At 56.1% G+C, this 21,166-nt stretch carries 13 protein-coding genes and 1 pseudogene; 8 read left to right on the forward strand and 6 right to left on the reverse strand.

Annotation, left to right across the window (positions count from 1 at the left end; all coding sequences use genetic code 11):
* From H8B13_RS20510 to H8B13_RS20545, 8 genes are all read left to right on the forward strand, one after another.
* On the forward strand, positions 1-210 hold a 210-nt coding region (locus tag H8B13_RS20510; protein WP_187312666.1), incomplete at its 5' end, for a helix-turn-helix domain-containing protein.
* Entirely contained in the window at positions 207-1,466 is a 1,260-nt protein-coding gene (locus tag H8B13_RS20515) for a sensor histidine kinase (RefSeq protein WP_187312667.1), read from the forward strand. The genes H8B13_RS20510 and H8B13_RS20515, both read left to right, overlap by 4 nt.
* Before the next feature lie 220 nt (positions 1,467-1,686).
* Complete coding sequence (locus H8B13_RS20520) at positions 1,687-2,355, forward strand: lipid-A-disaccharide synthase N-terminal domain-containing protein (protein WP_187312668.1); 669 nt, start codon at positions 1,687-1,689, stop codon at positions 2,353-2,355.
* A gap of 281 nt (positions 2,356-2,636) precedes the next feature.
* On the forward strand, positions 2,637-4,001 hold the full coding sequence (locus H8B13_RS20525) for a TolC family protein (RefSeq protein ID WP_187312669.1): 1,365 nt from the start codon (positions 2,637-2,639) through the stop codon (positions 3,999-4,001).
* Between the two features lie 19 nt (positions 4,002-4,020).
* Positions 4,021-5,256, forward strand: a complete 1,236-nt coding sequence (locus H8B13_RS20530) for an efflux RND transporter periplasmic adaptor subunit (RefSeq protein ID WP_187312670.1) — start codon at positions 4,021-4,023, stop codon at positions 5,254-5,256.
* Positions 5,257-5,355: 99 nt separating this feature from the next.
* Complete coding sequence (locus H8B13_RS20535; protein WP_187312671.1) at positions 5,356-8,436, forward strand: efflux RND transporter permease subunit; 3,081 nt, start codon at positions 5,356-5,358, stop codon at positions 8,434-8,436.
* A gap of 525 nt (positions 8,437-8,961) precedes the next feature.
* Positions 8,962-9,750 carry an undecaprenyl-diphosphate phosphatase gene (locus H8B13_RS20540; RefSeq protein ID WP_187312672.1) on the forward strand — a complete coding sequence of 263 codons (789 nt, stop codon included), beginning with the start codon at positions 8,962-8,964 and terminating at the stop codon, positions 9,748-9,750.
* Between the two features lie 101 nt (positions 9,751-9,851).
* Positions 9,852-13,610 carry a hypothetical protein gene (locus H8B13_RS20545; RefSeq protein WP_187312673.1) on the forward strand — a complete coding sequence of 1,253 codons (3,759 nt, stop codon included), beginning with the start codon at positions 9,852-9,854 and terminating at the stop codon, positions 13,608-13,610.
* Positions 13,611-13,728: 118 nt separating this feature from the next.
* Here H8B13_RS20545 and H8B13_RS20550 read toward each other — a convergent pair whose 3' ends face one another.
* From H8B13_RS20550 to H8B13_RS20575, 6 genes and pseudogenes are all read right to left on the reverse strand, one after another.
* Entirely contained in the window at positions 13,729-13,956 is a 228-nt protein-coding gene (locus H8B13_RS20550) for a hypothetical protein (protein ID WP_166075237.1), read from the reverse strand.
* A gap of 153 nt (positions 13,957-14,109) precedes the next feature.
* Positions 14,110-14,334, reverse strand: a complete 225-nt coding sequence (locus H8B13_RS20555; protein ID WP_133271094.1) for a hypothetical protein — start codon at positions 14,332-14,334, stop codon at positions 14,110-14,112.
* Positions 14,335-14,524: 190 nt separating this feature from the next.
* Positions 14,525-14,737 carry a hypothetical protein gene (locus tag H8B13_RS20560; RefSeq protein ID WP_133271093.1) on the reverse strand — a complete coding sequence of 71 codons (213 nt, stop codon included), beginning with the start codon at positions 14,735-14,737 and terminating at the stop codon, positions 14,525-14,527.
* 103 nt (positions 14,738-14,840) lie between these two features.
* Entirely contained in the window at positions 14,841-15,089 is a 249-nt protein-coding gene (locus H8B13_RS20565; protein WP_133271092.1) for a hypothetical protein, read from the reverse strand.
* Positions 15,090-15,421: 332 nt separating this feature from the next.
* Positions 15,422-16,015: pseudogene (locus H8B13_RS20570) on the reverse strand (recombinase family protein); the annotation flags it as partial.
* Positions 16,016-16,875: 860 nt separating this feature from the next.
* Positions 16,876-21,156: a hypothetical protein gene (locus H8B13_RS20575; RefSeq protein ID WP_222841503.1), complete on the reverse strand. Its 4,281-nt coding sequence runs from the start codon at positions 21,154-21,156 to the stop codon at positions 16,876-16,878.
* Positions 21,157-21,166: the final 10 nt, after the last annotated feature.

The following is a 21,166-nucleotide window of genomic DNA, read 5'->3' on the forward strand; positions in this document are numbered from 1 at the left end:
CTGTTACTGTACCTACTCGCCCACCCCGGTCGCGTCCTGACGAAGGAATCAATTGCCGAGCACGTCTGGGGCGACGCGGCGGACGCGGCCGACTCGTTTGATTTTATCTATACCCACCTGAAGAACCTGCGCAAGAAGCTGCAGGAAAAAGGGGCGGGCGATTATATCCGCACCATTTACGGAATGGGCTACAAGCTGAGCGTCGAATGAAACTACTGGCCGCCACCAACCGCTATTACCTGCTGCTCGCGGGCTTGCTGTTCACGGTGGGCAGCGTGCTGCTGTACGTTGGCGTTCTGTGGGCGCTGCGGGAAGAAGTAGAAGAGCGCTTGTTTCAGCAGCGGGAGTACCTCACGCGGGCCGTGCAGCGCACCGGTAAGTTGCCCACTACGCCCTTTGAAGGGCGCACGAGCCTCAGCGCCACGCCCCAGCCCGCGGGCCTGCGCGACGTACTACTTTTGGAGCCCCTGGAAAATGAGCTGGAGCCCTATCGGCAACTGACCTTTCCCCTCACGCTCGATGGCCGCCCCCAGTGGGTGTCCCTGAGTAAGTCCTTGCTGGAAACCAAGGATGTGCGGCAGCTTATATTGCTGCTGTTAGTAGGTGTGTTAGGTTCGCTGCTGGGGGGGATGGTGGTGCTGAACCGCTGGCTGGCCCGCCGCCTCTGGGCCCCGTTTGAGCGCACCCTGCACCAACTGCAAGGCTATGACGTGCGGCACCATCAGGTCCTGCACCTGCCCGATACCCGCATCGAGGAATTCACGCAGCTCAACCGCGCGCTTACCAGCATGAGCCAGCGCGTGGCCAACGACTACACCACGCTCAAAGAGTTCACCGAAAATGCCGCCCACGAAACGCGGACCCCGCTGGCCATCATGCAGGCCAAACTCGAGCAGTTATTACAGCTGCCGGATTTGCCGGACGCCGCGGCGCCCCTGATTAGTGACCTGTATACGGCGACCCAGCGGCTCACCCGGCTGCACCAGAGCCTGACGCTGCTGAGCAAAATTGAAAACCGCCAATTCATCGCTGCCGAGCCCATCCGCCTGGATGAGGTGCTGCGTGAGAAACTGCACCAGCTGGAAGATTTTATTCAGGCCAAGCGCCTGCGCTTGGAAGTATCGCTAACCCCCGTGCCAGCGCTTCCGCTCCACCCCGCCCTGGTCGATTCCTTGGTCAGCAACCTGCTACACAATGCCATCCGCCACAATCATGAGGGCGGGCTGCTGCGCGTTCTGCTCACGGCGGCGGCGCTGGAAATAACCAACACGGGTCCGGCTTTACCCGCCAAGGAGCAGCCGGCGCAATTTTTCGAGCGCTTTCGCAAGCATAACATGGCCTCCGATTCGCCGGGACTGGGCCTCTCTATTGTGCAGCGCATCGGCGAGTTATACGGTTTTGACATTCACTATGACTATGCGTACGCCCCCGAGCAGGCCCTGCACACGCTGCGCGTTGTTTTTTAAGCTGCTAAGCGAATCAGCCGGGGTTGGGTCCGGGCGGCGGGGCCGGCGTGCAGGTGTAGCGCGTGAAACCGAAACCTGAGGCGTTTTGCCGCCCTGATTTCGCCCGCACTATAAAAAATTAAACAATGTTTTTTTTACGCCAACGTCTAGCGTCCCTTACCCCCTGGCTTGCTCTCCCTCTGCTACCGGGTGCTGTTCGGGCTACTACCTACCTTGACCAATGGCGCTAGTGAGCACCCAAACCGCTGCCTTGGGCCTCGGGTTTATGGCGCAGCTGCTGTTCTCGAGCCGCATTATTCTGCAGTGGATTCAGAGCGAGCGGGCCAAGCGCGTGCTCGTGCCGGTGCGGTTCTGGCAAATCAGCCTGATCTCATCGTTTCTGATGATCCTGTACGGCATGCTGCGCCACGACCCCATTATTCTGGCGGCTCAACTGATCAGCTACGGCATTTACATTCGCAACCTGCAGCTGCTGGGTGAGTGGGGCAAGCTCCACGGCGCTTTTCGGGCGGGCGCTTACATATTCCCGCTAGCGGCTATTGGCTGGTTTGTGGCCGGCACCTCGTTTTTTAGTCTGCAAACTATGCTCGAAAACCGGATTCCGGGCGGGGTGCTGGTGCTAGGGGCCGTGGGCCAGACCATCTTTCTGCTGCGCTTCGTCTACCAGTGGCTGTACTCCGAGCGCAAGGGCGAGTCGGTGCTGCCCCTAGGCTTCTGGCTGGTCAGCCTGATTGGCTCCGCCCTGATTCTGGCCTATGCCGTGCTGCGCCGCCCCGTGGATTACGTGCTGATTTTGGGTAATGTACCGGGCATCGTGGTGTATGCCCGCAACGTGGTGCTGCTGCGTCGGGAGATCAAAGGGCTGCGGGTGGAGGAAATAGAGCAATAACGAACGAGGCAATGAGGGTGCAATTGTTCAGGCTTTTTTTCGGGTTAAAGCTGTGTTTAAGATGCCTCTAGGGCCCCTACAGATTTGCTTCAGAAACGCCGCCTAACCTTGTGCGTATTGCCGCTTTCTGCATCCACTACTTCTGCCTATAGTGCTACTTGACTGAGATTAAAATGGCATTAAAATTAATTCTAACCTGCCACCTTCATTAGTAGTCCTATTTCATGCCCCGCGATGCAGCCGTTGCACGTTCTTTTTCCGTTGCCCCACTACCCGTTGCCGTGACCGTTACCTCCCTGAATCAAACCCCTGTTCCCCTGGTTACCTCACCCCGCTGGCGCGGCCTCTGGCTGTTGGCGCTGCCCCTGCTGCTGGCGGGCTGCGCCGGCACCAAGTCCACCTACACCCGTGAGCACGTGGCCCAGCGCCTGCGGGCCCGGGCCGGCTACGAGCTGGGCGCGGCCCGCACGGCCCGCGCCCCGGCTCCTGCGCTGCCCAACCTGCAGGACGGCCTGAGCGAGGATGAAACCGTGAACCTGGCCCTGACGCGCAACCCCGCTTTCCAGGCCGACCTTAGCGCGCTGGCCCTGGCGCAAGCCGACTTGCAGGATGCCGGCCTGCTCGCAAACCCCGTGCTCAGCGGCGTGACGGCCTTTGGCACCTCGCCCGCGTCCCTGGCGTTGAACTTCGCCTCCGATCTGCTCTGGCAGCGCCCCGGCCGGGTCCGGGCCGCCCAGCTGGAAACCCAGCGCGTGGCCGAAAGCCTGGTGAGCCGCGGCCTGCTGGTGAGCCGCGACGCGCAGGTGAGCTACATCGACATCACCCTGGCCGATGAGCGGCTGCGCATCGCCCGCGAGGCCATTGCCATGCGGGCCGAAGTGGCGCGCATTGTGCGCGCCCGCTACCGCGTGGGCGAAGCCAGTGAGTTGGAAACGGTGGCCCCCAGTGCCGACTCCTTGCGCGCGGTGGATGATTACTACCGCGCCCGCCGCGACGCCCAAGTGGCTCGCCTGCGTCTGCTGGCCACCTTGGGGCTGGATTCGGTAAATGCCGACTCCGTGCGGTTCACTGCGGCCCCTGCGGCGGCTACCACGGTGCCACCACTGCCCGTGCTGCTGGATTCGGCCTACGCCGCCCGGCCCGACCTGTGGGCCGCCCGCATCGGTATTGAGGGCATCGGCAAGCGGCTGCGGTGGGAGCGGAGCCGGGTGTTTTCCTTCGTGCTCTCGCTCAACGCCCGCCTCAACGACCCCAATCCGGTGCACCTAGGGCCGGGCGCGGCCATCGGTCTGCCCATTTTTAACCGCAACCAGGGCCGCATCTCCCGGGTGAAAGCCGAACTGGAGCAGGCTTCCTGGCAGTACCTGGCCTTGCGCCAGACCGTGAACCTGGACGTACGTGAAGCCTATGCCCAGTACGAGCAGGCTGCGCAGAGCGTAGCCCTGTGGGAGCGCAGCTTCCTGCCCAGCCTGCAGGACGCGCTGCGCCGCTCGACCAGCGCCTTCATCAACGGCGACTTTCCCTACGTGCAGGTGGCTGAAACCACCCGCCAACTGCTCGACGCCCGCCAGCGCGCTGCCGATGCCCGCGCCGACCAGCGCCGCGCCCTAGCCCGGCTGCGCTACGCCGTGGGCGGCCGCTTCTAATCCTTAATTGCTCTTTTCCATGCCCGTATCCCCTTTTTATACTACTTCCCGCTCCCTGGCCCTGGCCGGCCTGCTGTGCCTGGCTGCCTGCGGCAAAGACGAGAAGCCCAAGGTCATCGTGGCTTCCGAAGTCGAAAACCCGGTCAAAGAATCCGACCTGACCACCGTCACCATTACCGCCGACGCGGAAAAGCGGCTGGGCATCAAAACCGTGGCCATCAAAACCGATAACGTGCAGGCCACGCGGGAAGTGGGCGGCGAGATTCAGGCCGTGCCCGGCCAGGCCGTGACCATCGTGGCCCCCGTGCAGGGCACGCTGCGCGGCGGGGCTGCTATCACGGCCGGCCAGCGCGTGCGCCAGGGCCAGACGCTGTACAGCCTCGTACCGCTGCCGGCCGAGCGCGACCTGCTGACCCTCGACCAGGGCACGGACCAAGCCCGCACCCAGCTGCAGGTGGCCCAGGCCCGCCTGAGCCGGGCCGAAGAACTGCTGGCCGACCGGGCCGGCAGCGTGCGCGCCCGCGACGACGCCCGCGCCGACGTGGCCCTGGCCCAGCGTGCCTTGGCCGACGCCCGCGCCCGCCAAGCGGCGGCCAACGGCAACGCCGGAGTGGGGCAGGCCCTGCTCATCAAAGCCCCCCTGAGCGGCGTGGTGCAACGCGTGAGCGTGGCCACGGGCTCGCTGGTCACGGCTAACACGGTGCTGGTGGAGCTGGCCTCCCTTGATAAGGTGTGGGTGCGCGTGCCGCTGTTCGTGGGCGATCTGCGCCGGCTGGGCACGGAGCAAGCCGTAACCGTGCGGCCCCTGAACGGCGGCGCGGCGCGGCAGGCGCGGGCAGTGGAAGCGCCCTTGCTCAGCGCGTCCGCCTCTACCGGCACTCCGGGCACGGGCACGGCCGGCACCGGCACCGCCACCGCCGACGTGTTTTTCGAGCTAGACAACACCGACGAATCCTTCCGCCCCGGCGAGCGGGTGGCCGTGGACGTGACGCTGGGCAACGGCAACGCGGCTACGGGCGGCCCGGCCACTACGGCGGCCCTCACCATCCCGGCCGCCGCGCTGCTCTACGACGCCTCGGGCGGACAGTGGGTGTACGTGCGCACCAAGCCCCTGCAGTACACCCGCCAACGGGTAGAGGTGCAGCGGGAGGTGGGCGACCAAATCGTCATCTCCCGGGGCGTGCAGGCCGGTGCGGAGGTCGTGACGGATGGCGCAGCGGAATTATTCGGAACGGAGTTCGGCGGCAGCCACTAATGGTGAAATGGGAAAACGCCCTGAAATAAAAAGGACGTCCTGCTGAGCTTGCCGAAGCATGACGTGCTACTGAGGTAAAAGGACTTTCAATACTATCGAATGAAGTGGATAATTGAATCAGCCTTGCGGCTGCGGCTGGTGGTCGTCATCTTGTTTGGGGTGATGCTCGTGGCGGGCCTCCAGGTGGTGCGCAACACGCCGCTGGACGTATTCCCGGAGTTTGCGCCGCCCTACGTGGAGGTGCAGACCGAAGCCCCCGGCCTGAGCACGGCCGAGGTGGAAGCCCTGGTGAGCGTGCCGCTGGAAAACGCCCTGAACGGCACGCCCGACGTGAAGAAAATCCGCTCCAAATCGGTGCTGGGGCTCTCGTCGGTCGTGCTGTACTTCCCGCAGGGCATCGACATCAACAACGCCCGACAGGCCGTGCAGGAGCGGCTGGCGCGGGTAGCGCCCACGCTGCCCGGCGTGGCCCGCCCCCCGGTGATGCTCTCGCCGCTCTCGTCCACGAGCCGGGTGCTGAAAATCGGCATTACCTCGGACAGCCTCACGCAGGTGGAAATGACCACGCTGGCCCGCTGGAGCATCCGCCCGCGCCTGATGGCCGTGCCCGGCGTGGCCAACGTGGCCATCTGGGGGCAGCGCGACCGGCAATTACAGGTACTGGTGAACCCCGAGCAGCTGCGCACCCTGGGCCTCACCCTGGTCGAAGTGGAAAAGGCCGCGGCCGATGCCACCACGCTGGCCGGCGGCGGCTTCATCGATTCGCCCAACCAGCGCCTGGCCGTCTCGCAAAGCTCGGCCATCCAGACCGCCGCCGACCTAGCCCAGATGCCGGTAACCTTCCGCAACGGCGTGAGTTTGAAGCTGGGCGAAGTGGCGCAGGTGGTCGAAGGCTTCCCCGCGCCCATCGGCGACGCCGTGATTAACGATGGGCCGGGCCTGCTACTCATCGTGGAAAAGCAGCCCGGCGCGAATACCCTGGACGTGACGCGCCAGGTGGAAGCCGCGCTCAATGCCATGCGGCCAGGGTTGAAGGGGCTGGAAATCGACTCGACCATCTTCCGGCCCGCGACCTTTATTGAGATGTCGCTCAGCAACCTGAACAAGTCGCTGCTCATCGGCTGCGTGCTGGTGGTGCTGGTGCTGCTGTTCTTCCTCTACGAGTGGCGCACGGCCCTGATTAGCGCCCTGGCGCTGCCCACGTCCCTCATCGCGGCGGCGCTGGCCTTGCGCTACTCCGGCAAAACCATCGACACCATGGTGCTGGCCGGCCTCATCATCGCCCTGGGCGAGGTGGTCGACGATGCCATCATCGACGTGGAAAACATCATGCGCCGGTTGCGGCTCAACAAGGAGGCCGGCTCCCCCAAAACATCCTTTGCCGTGGTCTACGAAGCTTCGATGGAGGTGCGCTCGGCCGTTATCTATGGCTCGGTTATCGTGGCGCTGGTCCTGCTGCCCATTTTCCTGCTGCCGGGCTTGTCGGGCGCGTTTTTCCAGCCGCTGGCCTTTGCCTACGTGCTGGCCATTTTGGCCTCGCTGTTCGTGGCCCTGACGCTGACGCCGGCACTGGCGCTGCTACTCCTGCCCAAAGCCGCGGAAAAAGAATCCAAGGATGCGCCCGTCGTGGCCTGGCTCAAGCGCCGCTACGCCCGCGTGCTGCCCGGCCTGCTGGCCCGGCCCAAGCGCGTGGCCTGGTCGCTGACCGGCGTGGCGGTGGTGTCGATGCTGCTGGTCCCGTTTTTCGGGCAGGAGTTCCTGCCCAACTTCAAGGAGTACGACTTCCTGATGCACTGGGTGGAGAAGCCCGGTACCTCACTACAGGCTATGTCGCGCATCACGGTGCGAGCCAGCAAAGAGCTGCGAGCCATTCCGGGCGTGCGCAACTTCGGCGCCCACATCGGCCGGGCCGAGGTAGCGGATGAGGTCGTAGGACCCAACTTTACCGAGCTCTGGATTTCGGTTGACCCCAAGGTGGATTACGAGGCTACCGTAGCCAAAATCCAGACCGTGGTGGACGGCTACCCCGGCCTCTACCGCGACCTGCTCACCTACCTGCGCGAGCGAATCAAGGAGGTGCTGACCGGCACCTCGGCTACCATCGTCGTCCGCATATTTGGCCCCGACCTCGACCAACTCTATGCCAAGGCCAAGGAAGTGGGCAGTAAGCTCGAAGGCGTGGAGGGCGTAGTCGACCTGAAAGTGCAGCAGCAAACCCTCGTGCCCCAGATTCAGGTGAAGATGAAGCCCGAAGCCGCCGCCCGCTTTGGCCTGAGCCCCGGCACGGTGCTGCAGGCCATCAGCACGCTGGTGAAGGGCCGCAAGGTGGGCGAGATCTACCAGGAGCAGAAGATTTTCGACGTGGCCGTGTGGGGCCAGCCGGCCGTGCGCTCGGACTTCGGGGCCGTGCGCGAACTGCTCATCGGCCTGCCCGGCGGTGGGGCCGTGCCCCTCAAGGAAGTAGCCGACGTGCGCATTGTGCCCACGCCCAACGAAATCACCCGCGAGGCGTCCTCCCGCCGCATCGACGTGACGCTGAACGTGCGCGGCCGCGACCTGGGCTCGGTGGCCCGCGACGTGCAGGCGCAGGTGGACGGCGTGGCTTTTAGTGCCGGCTACCACCCCGAAATTCTGGGCGAGTACGCCGAGCGGCAGGCCTCGCAGAACCGTATGGCCCTGCTGGTCCTGCTCTCGCTGGTAGGCATCTTTTTGGTGCTCTACACCGATTTTGGCACCGTGCGGCTGGCCACGCTGGGCATCCTGAGCTTGTTTTTCGCCGTGTCGGGCTGCCTGCTAGCGGCGTTTCTGACGGGCGGGGTGCTGTCGCTGGGCTCCATTGTGGGCTTTATTACGGTGCTGGGCGTGGCGGCCCGCAACAGCATCATGCTGGTGAGCCACTACCAGCACCTGGAGCGCGAGGAGGGCATGCCCTTCGGCAAGGAGCTCATCATCCGGGGCTCCCTGGAGCGGGTGTCGCCCATCATCATGACGGCCCTGACCTCGGTGCTGGCCCTGCTGCCCATCATCCTGGCGGGCAACGAGCCGGGCGCAGAAATTGAGCACCCGATGGCGGTGGTGATTCTGGGGGGCGTTATTACCTCCACGGTGCTGAACCTGCTGGGTATGCCAGCCTTATACTGGGCCTTCGGGCGCGCGAAAGGGGCGCAGGAAGCTAGCTAATGCACAAAATAGAGATTCGGGTAGGACACACGCGGTTCTACGAGCCAACGGTGGATATGAAATGCTTTGTTTCAAGCCCGGCCTTCCAGGCACCCATCGCTTTGGGAATCACCGAATAGCTTTCCAGTGGTGGCCTCTACCCGGGTCGTGCCCTTTCCCTCCGACGTGCTGGCCGGCGAGGTAGGCGCCAAGCTGGGGGTGGAAGGGATGCACCGGCTCTTTGACCGCTACGTTTAGGCTTTTAACTGCCAGGGGAGTGCTATCCGCACCTGCTGACTGGCCCGGCGCGGGCCACTCCCCTAGCCTTCAGAATTACTACAGAATGCTTCCGTATATCTGTGTCACTAAGCTCTCCGATCACCGGGAAACAGGCATTACTAACCTGCTTCCTGCTGTAAGAACAAGCTACTCGTGTCCGCCATTGCGCTGGTCGTCATTCCGCTGCTGGTGAGCCCACCGCACCTGCTCGAATTTTAGAATCCTTCACTCGCGGCCCGTTCATGCGGCCAGCTACTATCGCCTCCTATGTCCTATTGGCAAGCGCTGTTCCTCGCTATTGTCGAGGGCCTGACAGAGTTTTTACCGGTGTCGAGCACCGGTCACATGATTATCGTGGCGAATCTGCTCGGCATCGGGCAAGTGCCCTTTACCGAAGTTTACATTACCTCGATTCAGTTTGGGGCCATTCTCGCGGTGGTGGCGCTGTACTGGCGGCGGTTTGTGCAGAGCCTAGACTTTTACCTAAAGCTAATCACGGCCTTTGTGCCCTTTGGCCTACTGGGTTTTTTGCTCAAGGATATGATTACGGTGTTGCTGAAAAGTGTAACCGTGGTGGCCGTATCCTTGGTATTGGGGGGTATTGTGCTGCTCTTTATTGACAGGTGGTTTATCGGGGAGCGTAAGCAGGTCACGACGCCCAGTTTGGGGCAGGCATTTAACATTGGCCTGTTTCAGTGCGTCGCCCTGGTCCCGGGCGTCTCGCGCTCGGCCGCCACCCTCATCGGGGGCTTAGCTCAGGGGTTTGACCGGCGCTCGGCCGCCGACTTCTCGTTTTTGCTGGCCGTGCCTACGATGGCCGTCATTACCGCCTATCAGTTCTATAAAGTCTACCATACGACGTTACCCAACGGCGAAGAACTGAGATTGCTGTTGTTTGGCAACGTAATAGCTTTTTGGGTGGCACTGCTCGCCGTGAAGACCTTCCTGCGCGTGGTGGTTCGCGTCGGCTTTCGAAGTTTCGGGGTCTATCGGGTACTGGTGGGTCTCACCATTCTCCTGCTCCTGGCCCTGCACGTCGACTTACACATTTTGTGAGCTGTCGCCTACGAGCGTAGCCACAAAATCAAGGGGGTAGAGTTGATCATTCACTTGCTCCCAGCACTATACAATCAAAAAAGCATAGATGGTTTACTCCAATGTGTACTCGTTATACCTATTTGCTGGCCGCGGCCGTAATGGCCATCGCCCCCGCCGCCGCGCAGGAAAAGGTGCCTAAGCATCGGGTTTTTCTATTTGGCAACACGGCCCAGCGGGAAGTACCGGCTGCTCGCCTGGCCCAGCTGCGGCAGGTGCTGGAGCAGCAGACCGGGCCTTTTACGGTTGTCCACCTGGGCGATATCGTCGGCAACACCGGTCTGGCGGGCAAAGCTGATAGTGTCCTGGCGCAGCCCGCCCGCACTCGCGCCGACGCGCTCATTTCCCTGGTAAAAGGCCTGCCCCAGGGTCATATCTACTTCCTGCCCGGCGATAAGGACTGGGCCAACTCCGGCCCGGATGGCTTGAAGGCTGTGCGCCGGCTGGAGAAGTACATTGAAAAGCAGCTGCCCGGCCAAAACGCCTTCCTGCCGAGCAACGGTTGTCCCGGCCCTGAAGTGGTGGACGTAGCCCCGCTGGTGCGCCTGGTGGCCCTCAACACGCCTTGGTTTACCCACCCCTACGACCGACCCGAAGCGCCCGACACGGACTGCAAAACCCTGACCGCGGAGGAATTTCGGGAGCAGCTGCAGGACATTCTCGACGAAACCCGGGGCAGGAACGTGCTGCTGGCCGGCCACCACCCCTTTGTGAGCAACGGCGAGTATGGTGGCCACCCGCCTCTCACCCGTCACCTGCTGCCCCCGGTGCTGGGCACGGTGTACGCCGCTTACCGGCAGAACGTAGGCACCCCACGCGACATGGCCAATCCGCGCTACCAGGAACTCCGCAAGGAGCTGCTGAATACGTTGCAAAGCAACCCGGGCGTGGTATACGCTGCCGCCCACGACTACAGCCTGCAGCTCACCCCCTTTCAGGGCAACTATCATCTCGTCTCCGGCAGCCTGGTCGAAGGGCACCACGTCGGTGCCCAAGGCGAGTCGCTGTTCAACCAACGGGAGGAGGGCTATTCCCGTCTGGACTACTTCGCGGATGGTACCGTGAAAGCTTCTTTTTATGTTTTCAGCGGGGATGAATCCCCTCCGAAGGCCCCCTTTACTACCACGCTCTTCCGCTCTGCCTGCTTGGCTGCCGGCCCTGGCTCTCCATCCCTCCAAAAACGAGCAGTGGAGGAGGAGGCCCCCACCAACGCTTTTCTGCTCACGTGCGCTACTGAAAGCCATTTCCCCAAAACCCCGAAACCCGATGCGCCTTTTCAATCATCCACGGTCGTCGCTCCGGGCCCGCAGTATCGGGGCACGTTTAGCAAGCGCCTATTCATAGGCCCGGTCTATCGCACCTCGTGGATCCAGCCGGTAGAAGTACCTACGCTGGACCTGCGCTCCGAGAAAGGCGGCCTGCGCCCCTTCGGTAAAGGTGGAGGCCGCCAGACCACGGCCCTTAAGCTCATTGCCGCGGACAGTTCAGAGTACGTTTTTCGCTCGGTGGACAAGGACGTGACCAACATCCTGCCGCCTCAGCTGCGCCACTCCATTGCGGCCGACATCCTGCGCGACGTCACGGCCACGGCGCATCCTTACTCGGCCCTGGTGGCCGGCTCATTACTCGACCACACCGACATCCTGCACGCCCGGCCACGGCTGTTTCGCCTGCCCGATAATCAGCAGCTTGGCCCCTACCGCCAGCAGTATGCCGGTCTGCTCGGCACCCTGGAGGACCGGCCCTCAGATGCCAAGCCCAACCTGCCCGGTTTCGGGGGCAGTGAAGAGGTAAAGCGCAGCTTCGGGCTGTTTCGCCAACTCTACAAAGACCACGACAACCAGGTCGATGCCCTGGGCTTGGCCAAAGCCCGGGCCTTTGATATGCTTATTGCCGACTTCGGCAAGCATGAGGACAACTGGAAGTGGGCCGCTTTCAAGCAGCCCGACGGCGGCACCCTGTACCGCCCCATTCCGCGCGACCGCGACCAGGCGTTTACCCAGTGGAACGGCCTGCTCACGTACCTGGCCGACCGCGAGTGGGCCGTGGGCAGCATTGAGGGGTTTGAAGACCACTTCCACGACCTGAAAAGCCTCAACTGGCCCGCCAAGGACCTCGATCGTTTCCTGCTGCAGGGCCTGAGCCGCGAGCAGTGGCAGCAGGCCGCCCGCTACCTGCAAACCCAACTGACGCCGGCCGTCATTGACGAGGCCACTGGCAAGCTGCCCCCGGAAATACAGCCCCTGTCCGGCAACGACATTAACCGCAAGCTCAAGGCCCGTATCCAGGACCTGCCCCAGGCCGTGGACGACTATTACCGGCTGCTGGCCCGGCGCGTGGATGTGCACGGCAGCAACAAGGGGGAGGTATTTCAGGTGGACCGCCTGCCTGCTGGGCAAGTGAGGGTGCAGGTGTTCGACCGGTCCAAAGAAGGCGAAAGCCCCGACGGTCTGGCCCTGTATGACCGCACTTTTAAGCCCGCCGAAACCGAGGAAATCAGCGTCTACGGGTTTGACGGCCGGGACGTGTTCTATGTCCGTGGCGAAGCTTCCAGGAGCATTCTGGTGCGCCTCATTGGTGGGGCGGGCCAGGACCATATGGTAGATGAATCGCGGGTGAAAGGCCTGCGCACCCTGACCAAGGTGTATGACGTGCCCGACACGGACCTGCAGCTGGGTAAAGAAGCTGACAACCGCACCTCGACGCGGTCGAATATCAATGAGTACAATTTTGAAGCCTTCGACTACAACTCATATCAGCCCCGCTTCACGCTGTTTTACAATCGCAACGACGGCTTCGGCGTCAGCGCTGGGGTCAGCTTTCTCCGCCAGGGGTTCCGCAAGCCCGGTTTCAAAAACCTCTACGCCTTCGATATTCAAAGCAGTAGCAACGGCTTGCTGCTACTTACCGGCAGCACCCGTCACCGCTATGCCATCGGCAAAGTCGATGCGGGCGCCGAGGCCAGCTTCGGCAACTACTTTCCCTACTACAACTTCTTCGGCATCGGCAACGATACGGACATCAGCCAGGACCGCTACAACGACAGGTTCTACACTGCCCGCTACCGGGGCTTCACGCTCAACGCCTTTCTGGAGCGCATCTTCCTGCAGCGGAGCACCCTGCGCCTGGGGCCAGCCTTTGAAGACTACACCTCCAACTTTGCCGACAACAGCCTGTTGGGCCTCTCGACCCAGACCCCTCCGCCGGACGCATTCAACCGGCCCAACGCCAGCGCCCAGCAGCTGCTGGGCGTCAAGGGCCTGCTGGACCTGGACTTCCGCGACCGGCCCAGGTTTGCCCGCCGCGGGGTGCGCCTGCAGGCCCGGCACGAAAGCTACCGCCAGCTTCGCGGCCCGCAACGCACGTTTGGCCTCACTCAGGGCTTTACCGAGTACTACGGCACCACGCGCCTCGGGCTGCCCATTACCCTGGTACTGAAGGGCGGCGGGGCCAAAAACTACGGGCCCGTCGACGACATTCCCTTTTACAAGCTTACCTCGCTGGGCCTGCGCGAAAACCTGCGCGGCTACTACCGCAACCGCTTCACCGGCGACGCCAGCCTCTATGTGAATACCGAACTGCGCCTGGCCTTAGGGCAGGTCAAGAACGGCTTTCTGCCGTTTTACTTCGGGGTGTTTGGCTTTTACGATCAGGGGCGGGTATACTACCAAGGCAACTCGCCTGGGGGCTGGCATGCGGGCTACGGCGGCGGCCTCTACCTTGCGCCCGTGGTCGAAACCCTCGCCTTTTCGGTGTCCTACCAGCAGTCATCCGAAAACAGCCTGATTCAGTTTGGCTTGGGCTTTAATATCGATAAGTGATGCCAGGCCTGCCGCTGGGGACCTAATCTGGTCGTGAAGGTAGGCCTGCAAGCTTAGTGGGCTGCTGGCGCAGCTCCACTTGTTGCTCCAGGGCAATGCCTATCATCGCTGCCCTAGACTACACTATTTCCCTGGCCGCCTCACGCCTACTGGCAGCCCTATTCTGTTTGGCAGGCCGCGTGCTGGGGTCGATGACGGAGCCATCCGCCCCCGAGTGCCCGGTACGCGGTGGCCCGCCGGCATGCGTGGCCCAGGTGCGGAGCACCCGGTTGATGATAAGGATAGCAGTCAGAATGCCCGCCATGCTCAGCAACCAAGCTTGATGAAGACTAATCCACGTAAGCATTTTCTTCTGACTAACCCCCTTATCTACTTACCCTAAGCACCGTGCCTGCGCACTACCCTAGGGCATTTCGTGCTTTTTCCCCGCAAGAATGTCGCCAGCTTGCTCGCCGCCCGTGCTCGCGCTACCGCCGGATGGGGCCTGCCTGCCTGGGCCTTATTTGCCGGGTAAGCGCTGGGATTGCAGGCGCACGACTTGGGCCAAGCTCAGCTCGCCCTGCACATAGCGCTGCAGGAAAGCCAGCGTTTCGCGGCTCACTAGCGGCCCGCCGGCCTCCCGGAGGCCACTAATGCGCTCGGCCTCCTGCAGGCGCCCGAGCCACTGCGCTTGCGCGGCCGGGGCCAGGGTGGCGGGGGGAAGGGGAAAATAGACGTTACTCATCACCTAATAGCTACGAAATAGCACCGATAATCACCTGCAGAACAACGACGCCCGGGTTGCCGGCCGGGTGCTTTCTCCTTCTTGGCAAAGCCAGTGCCACGTTGCCCGGAGCACGCTGGGCGGGCTGGTTCTCCTTCCCTCCTCGCTACCCCGCTCCTGCCGGGGTGGCTATGGTGCCGTGCGGGGGCGATCATGGCCCCCGCACGGCACCATAGCGGGGGAATCCACAGCGTGTCGGTACCAGCCGGGGGCGGGCCGTGATGCTGGTGGGCGTAAAGGGCTCCGCGGCTTGCGCGGCTTGCGCCAGCGTATACAGGGCGTAGGCCTGGGCGACGGGGTTGCCCGGCTCGAGGGAGCTTAACTCGGTGCGTAAGGCGCCCTGAAAGGGCTGGTGGAGGAGCATGTACGGGGGGTGGGCAGGAAGAGGGAGGAGGACGGCGGCCCCAAAGCAAGCGTGAAGCCAAAAACTGAATTTTCTGAAGGTCCTGCCCACCCCGTGGGCAGGCTTACCGTAAGGCCCCGTGCACGAAACGCAGCAGCTCCTCCATATCTTGGATGGGGCCCTGGTAATGTACGTCGGGGGTGAACAAGTCGCCGGTGGCAATCTCCACCACATCGGAAGCGTCGGGTAGGTAGAGGCGCACGGTTTTCGCCGGGGTGAGCAGCACATAGAGGTCCCCCTGCGCGTAGCGCGTGCCCTGGGGCAGATAATCCGCATAAATAAAGCCCGCAGCTTCGAGTTCGGAACGCGTCATGGGGACTGACAGGATGAAACACCAGGGAAGAGAAGGAAGGGGCGCTCGTAGATACAACACCTGAATCGACACCCAGGCCGGGACGATGCGGCGTAGGCACACGCGACGAACGTACGGCTTTTTGGGCATTTTCCCGTATGTCGGCCGTAAGCCTTGCGCGGGCGAACGGCTTACTCGAGTTCTGCGGGCGGAGGCGGAGAAAAACCACCCCTACCTCGGCGGAATCGACGGCTCCGAAAGCTATTGGTTTGGCCGTCTTGCCTCCAAGCTGCTACCAAGTTTTTGGCCTTGAGTAAAGGTTGGTACCAAGGTTAAACGGGTGGATTGGCCGGGGCGGGTTTGCGGTGGGCGTGAATGACCACCTTACGATGGCGGAGGTACTTGTAGAGGGTGACCTTGGAGATGCGCAGGCGCTGGGCAATCTCGTTGACGCCGAGCTGCTGCTCGCGGTAGAGCGTTTCGGCGATAATGGCCGTGCGCTCGGCTTCTTCCGAGAGGCCCCGCTGGCGGCCCCCGACCCGGCCCCGCGCCCGGGCCGCGGCCAGCCCGGCGTGGGTACGCTCGCGAATCAGCTCGCGCTCAAACTCCGCGAGCGAAGCGAACAGATTAAACACGAGCCGACCTTGGGCGGAGGTGGTGTTGATGGCGTCGGTCAGGGACACCAGGCCCACGCCCCGCTGCTGCAAGTCGCCGACCACCTGCAGCAGGTGCTTGAGTGAGCGCCCCAAGCGGTCAAGCTTGTAGATATATACGGTATCACCCGGGCGCAGCTGCGTGAGCAGCCGCTCTAACTCGGGGCGGCTGGCGCTGGCCCCGCCGGACACCTTCTCTTGATAGATGGTCTCGCAGCCCGCCTTGGTCAGGGCATCAAGTTGCAGTTCCAGGTTCTGGTCGCGGGTGGAGACGCGGGCGTAGCCGATGTTCATGGGGCAAAGTACAGGGTATCCGTGGCGAAGGTAGTGTTTTCTGTACTTTGATTGCTGAACAAGTTTTCTGAACCAAAGCAGCGGCTTTGGGTTGCCCTTCCTGGTTGGGCCAGCCAGTCGCCAGTTTGTACAGAAATACGTTCGTTTAAATGAACAACTAACCTGCTTTGTGTCGTCCGGAATAAAGTTGATCGATTGTCTCGTCCGTTTCTTTATTGGACCGTTTTCTCGGACGAATAAGTGATTAGTACGCGGGCCGATTTCGACCGCAAGAAGGTTGACAAAAGGTCTAAAATTGTTGTCTCAATAATCTATGATTCAGTATCTTGAAGTAGGCTGACTTCTTGAGACTTGTCTATGATTTGGGGCATCGCGCGGGTATCGACCTAACAGCAACAGTTGCACCTACAGCTCGATGCGTTGCGGGCTTATAGCTGCCATGAGATTGCGAAGGAAAAAGCCCACAGCCCTTAGGCCCGACTCTACGCGAGCTGCTCGACTAGGTCCAGCCCGGCGATACCGTCGTAGTCTAGAAGCCGGATTGGCTGCGTCACTACTTAAAACACTTAGTTGATTTCGTGCTCGGCTTTGAACCGTAGATTCAGTTTTCCCTACAGAATTACTTAGATGCGACCACAGCGAAATACAGGCGGATGTTCAATTTGTTTGCTTTGCTGGCAGAGTTTGAGTGTGACATGATCTACACGCGCATTTAACAGGCCTAGCCGTTACTCGAGCGTGAATACTGCTAAGAGAATCCTAAGAATAATATTCTTATTACTAAACCTTGAATTCAAGAGAAATTTTCAAGCAAGCAGGTTTTATTACTTAATAAAGCCTGCTTGCTTGAATGAGCTATATTAAAGATCAAAGCTTTCGTACCTCATTTTGTCCTTACCATAGATTTTTAACCTCTGGTTTGCAAAGGGATCAATAATGTCATTATAAATCGATTCTATCTCACTTTGTGACATTACTGAAATTTCGGATACTTTTCCCCCGCCTATTGATTGAATTGAAGTGCCAATTCTAAGTCCGTATTTGAGATCATTTGAAATAATCCATCTATCATGAAATGGCGATGTTTGATCGGATTTATTAACACGTATAACTGTCACATTAGGTAATGGATCAGCTGAAATGCTTTTCCAAGCACTAAGAAAAGCAGGTTTATCAATACTCACCTTTCCTTTATTGCCTTCTAAACTAGTCATTACAGTAATGTGTGCATTCGGGCATGATTCTACAATGCCTCTTAGAAAGCGCACATCATTCTCTGAAAAGTAGGAATCAATAATGAATATCTCCTCTGCTTCTGTCTTTGAAACAAATTCATAAACATAGTTAAGAGCAGCATCTCTTTGTCCAGGTTTGACTACAAACGTTTGCTCAGGATCTTTTAAAGAAAAATTGGAAGGCATATAAGATTTTTTTAATGAAAGGTTAGAAACAATATTGTAAGTTAGTTTAGCATTAACCACAGATGAGTCATATATATTTTGAACCAACCCTTTATGTTTAGAAACTGATCCAGTTTTTTTGTATATGTTTTTAAGAAATAATTCAAACACACTAGTAGAATAAGAGAAAGGAATATTAGAAGCGGTCTTTAGTAGTAAGGATGCTTGATCAATCGATTTGGGCATACGCTTACCTGAGTTTAATTGCCCCAAGTTCCGGGAAGCCACTCGTGAAATTTGAAGCCGTGTTTTTAGTTTACTAAAATCGGCATAGTTATCAATCGCATCTTCCTCTTCTTTAATATTATCTAAATGTTTAGAAACTGGGAAAGTCATTTTCTTTCGAGCAGGATCTGTATCCAAAGAAGATATTAATCTCTGGGCTAAACCTTTATCATGCTCGAATGCTATATCGATAAGTCTTCTGTGAGTTGGGAATAACTCTTTATTGTCAATTTTAAAAATTTCGTTATTTATTTCTCTTATTTTATTTAAGAAAAGAGGCTCGTGAATATCCTTTGCAACGTTGAGTGCGTTTTCATATCTATCAAATCTTTCTTTGTTTGATGGAATACGATCTGCAGTTTCAAATGACTTATCGAGTAACGTTTGTCTCATTTTCTTTGCCTTCTCATTACATTGAGACGCTAATTCACTAAGCACGAACGACCTATCAGCTAAGTTGTTTATCTTCTCTGCCCGTTCGTATAAGTTAGTTATAAATTTATTATAATCAGAGTCTTGATATATTATATCAAGATGACCCAATAAAGCTTCACATACTATTAAATACCCTTCATGCTTTATCCCGCCAGTCTTGCTTGGTAACTTCTCTTTTAATAGAGTATGCAGAACTTGTTTTACAGAAGACTTCTGCTCACGAGTAATACATAAAGGATATGTTTTTAAGGTATATGCTATTCTCCTTATCAGCATAAACAATAACGTGTCATCATCAACATACTTTATAAGATTCACAACTTCAGATATCTGCTGATATTTAATCTCACTAAAGCCATTTTCAGATGCATAATTATCTCCTTCATAGACATTATTCATCAATACGTTTGAAATATTTACAATAGCGCTTTCTTTATATAGCTGTGGTAGCTTTTCTAGTAATAGAAGAAAATTCGCTGGTTGAGTTAAATATAAAGCTGATGATGCAGTAAGAATGACTTTATTTAAATACTTTTTATCATTTTTCTCAATACTATATACGTCAATTATAGGCAATATTTTATTAGTTACTATATATTCAGCCTGAGGTTTAGCATTTGCTAAATAAGCTTTAACTGCAAATTCAGACCATATTAATGACTGTTCAAGATTGGAATTTATATTTCCCACCAAGTATCCAATTTCCTCAAAATTTGGATTTAAGCCGTATTTAAAAGCGCCTACACATGCTTCAACAGCAATCATGATGGATTTAATAGTAACTGAAGCATAAGTTATATTATCTACAAATATTAAGGACTCTAGCTCCTTTGATTCGCGATAATACTCCTGAGCAAGATCAGGATCCGTAATTGCAATGTCTGCACATATTTTGTATCCTACATTTACTCTTATCCATGGGTTAGATAATTGCAGCCAACATTTTTTTAGATGTTCCTTTAATTTTTTGATAGGAATATTATAATTTTTCGTTAATCCAGATGAAATTTTTGGCTTGTTTAGTAATACTGCTATAGATTTTACAATCACATAACAACTGAGCTCATCATTTTCAATTTGTTCAATAATATATAGTAACTGTAAAAAGTTGTGCCTGCCATCTATACGGTTATTGTTTTGTTTATAAGCTGACTTAACTATTGACAGCGCAATCTCACCTAACGAGTTTTCGTCCTTTACTTTTCCTATTATTCTTCTAAGGGCTGCAATGTCCCATTCGTTAACTGGCTTAGTTACGTAGCTGTTGATGCAACTTATGAAGCACCAGTTCTGTCGAGACAAAGTGTTTACCCTCTCTATCAATGCAATCGTATATTCTAAATCAACGAGTGCTAAGACCTTTATTATAGGTTCTAATTCTCTAAACTGCTGTGCAGTGTTTAGAATGATGTTATCAAGTTCTTTGCTAAGCCAGTCCTTTATTTCATTTTCTCTAATGATAATTTCATCTTCTTGAAAACCGGATGAGAATAATGATTTTATAAGTGCCCAACATCTCGCAAACGCTTGAGCTCTTATCGTTACATCTTCTAAGCTAAATACAAATTCAATTAATTTGCAAAGTCTTGCGTTAGCATTGGCGTTATTGACGCGAAGCTCGGCTTCAATAAGCAATAACTGTAGCCTAATCCAATCTATGCTCGGAGTATTTATTGTTTGCAGTAAAGCATTTAATCTGTCAATATATGCAACGATGTTGTTTTCATTATTAAGCTTTGGCAAAGGAACCGATAAATCAAATAAAGCCGTTGTGGTAGGTTTATTATTTGAGGAATCTTCTAGTAATAAATCAATTCCAAGATTCATTACTTCAAAAGCATTCGAATTAGTAGGATTTGATTTAATCCAAGACCTAACCATATATAGCCTATCTGAAATACTGTTGAAGCTTAGTATATCTTTCTTTATCTGCAGAGCTGTGATATCACTACTTTGCTTATCGACAGATGCAAAAAAAGCACTTATGAAATCTTCTTCAGTGCGATCACTACTCAAATCGAGTGCAGTAGTATTGTTATCACTTTGCTTGCTTGATATAGCCGATAAGTATGCTAGCAACCACTCAACAGATGGATTTTCTTTTCCTTCTTCGGATGCTCTTTCAATTAGCTTAATCGCAAGAGATGGTAATACTTGGGCAAGGTTTGTTGCAATCTCTAAAAGGTTCTCTTTTATGTAATCTAAATCTATATTGCTTATAGCATTTGTTATCTCTTTAATGATCACTTGGTCGATTTCAACCTTTCTTGCTTTGCATTCCTTAGCATAAATAATTAACATTTTAAACCTGTCTTCCTTTAAGACTGCGCTTGACGTTATAGCTAATGCCTTCTCATTATCTCTTAAAGCAACACACGCTTGTATCTCTGCTTCTCTGGTATCAGCTGTCTGCAATTCTAATAAAATACTTTTATGAAGCGCAAATTTGAATATACTATCGTAAGCTCCAGACATCTTTCCGGAAGCTTTGTATCCAGAGTTGATCAAACTTTTTATTTCGCCAAATGATTTACTATTAGATATTATTTGAGTTAAATTATCTAACGTTAATAAATTGACGACTGGTGCGTAGGCTTTGCTTTTTTCGTAATGACTTGCAAGGTTTATTATAGAGCTATCATCTGCACTTTTCAAATAGTAATTAATCAATAAATCTGAAACTTTATCGGAGTACTTTTTAAGTTTATCTTCAGCAAAAATTTTAAATGAAGAGGAAATATAAGTAACCTCGTCATCCTTAAAATCCAAAAATGAAACTTTAGGTAACCAACCTAATAATAATTTATTTTCTATATTAGTTATTGAAGCAATTTTGTCAACTGAATTGATATTTACATCAAAACAAATTACTGCTAAAGCTAAATATTGCCAATCGTATAAAATATTATTAAGCGACTTTTGCCATTCAATATCAAGTAATCTATTTTTTTCAGTAATATCTTCCTTTAAAAATTGTTCAACAGAAATTCCTTTAGAAAGTATTCTCTTAATATTACTCAATCTCTCAGGG

The sequence above is a fragment of the Hymenobacter sp. BT188 genome, from assembly GCF_014333585.1.
Taxonomy (GTDB): domain Bacteria; phylum Bacteroidota; class Bacteroidia; order Cytophagales; family Hymenobacteraceae; genus Hymenobacter.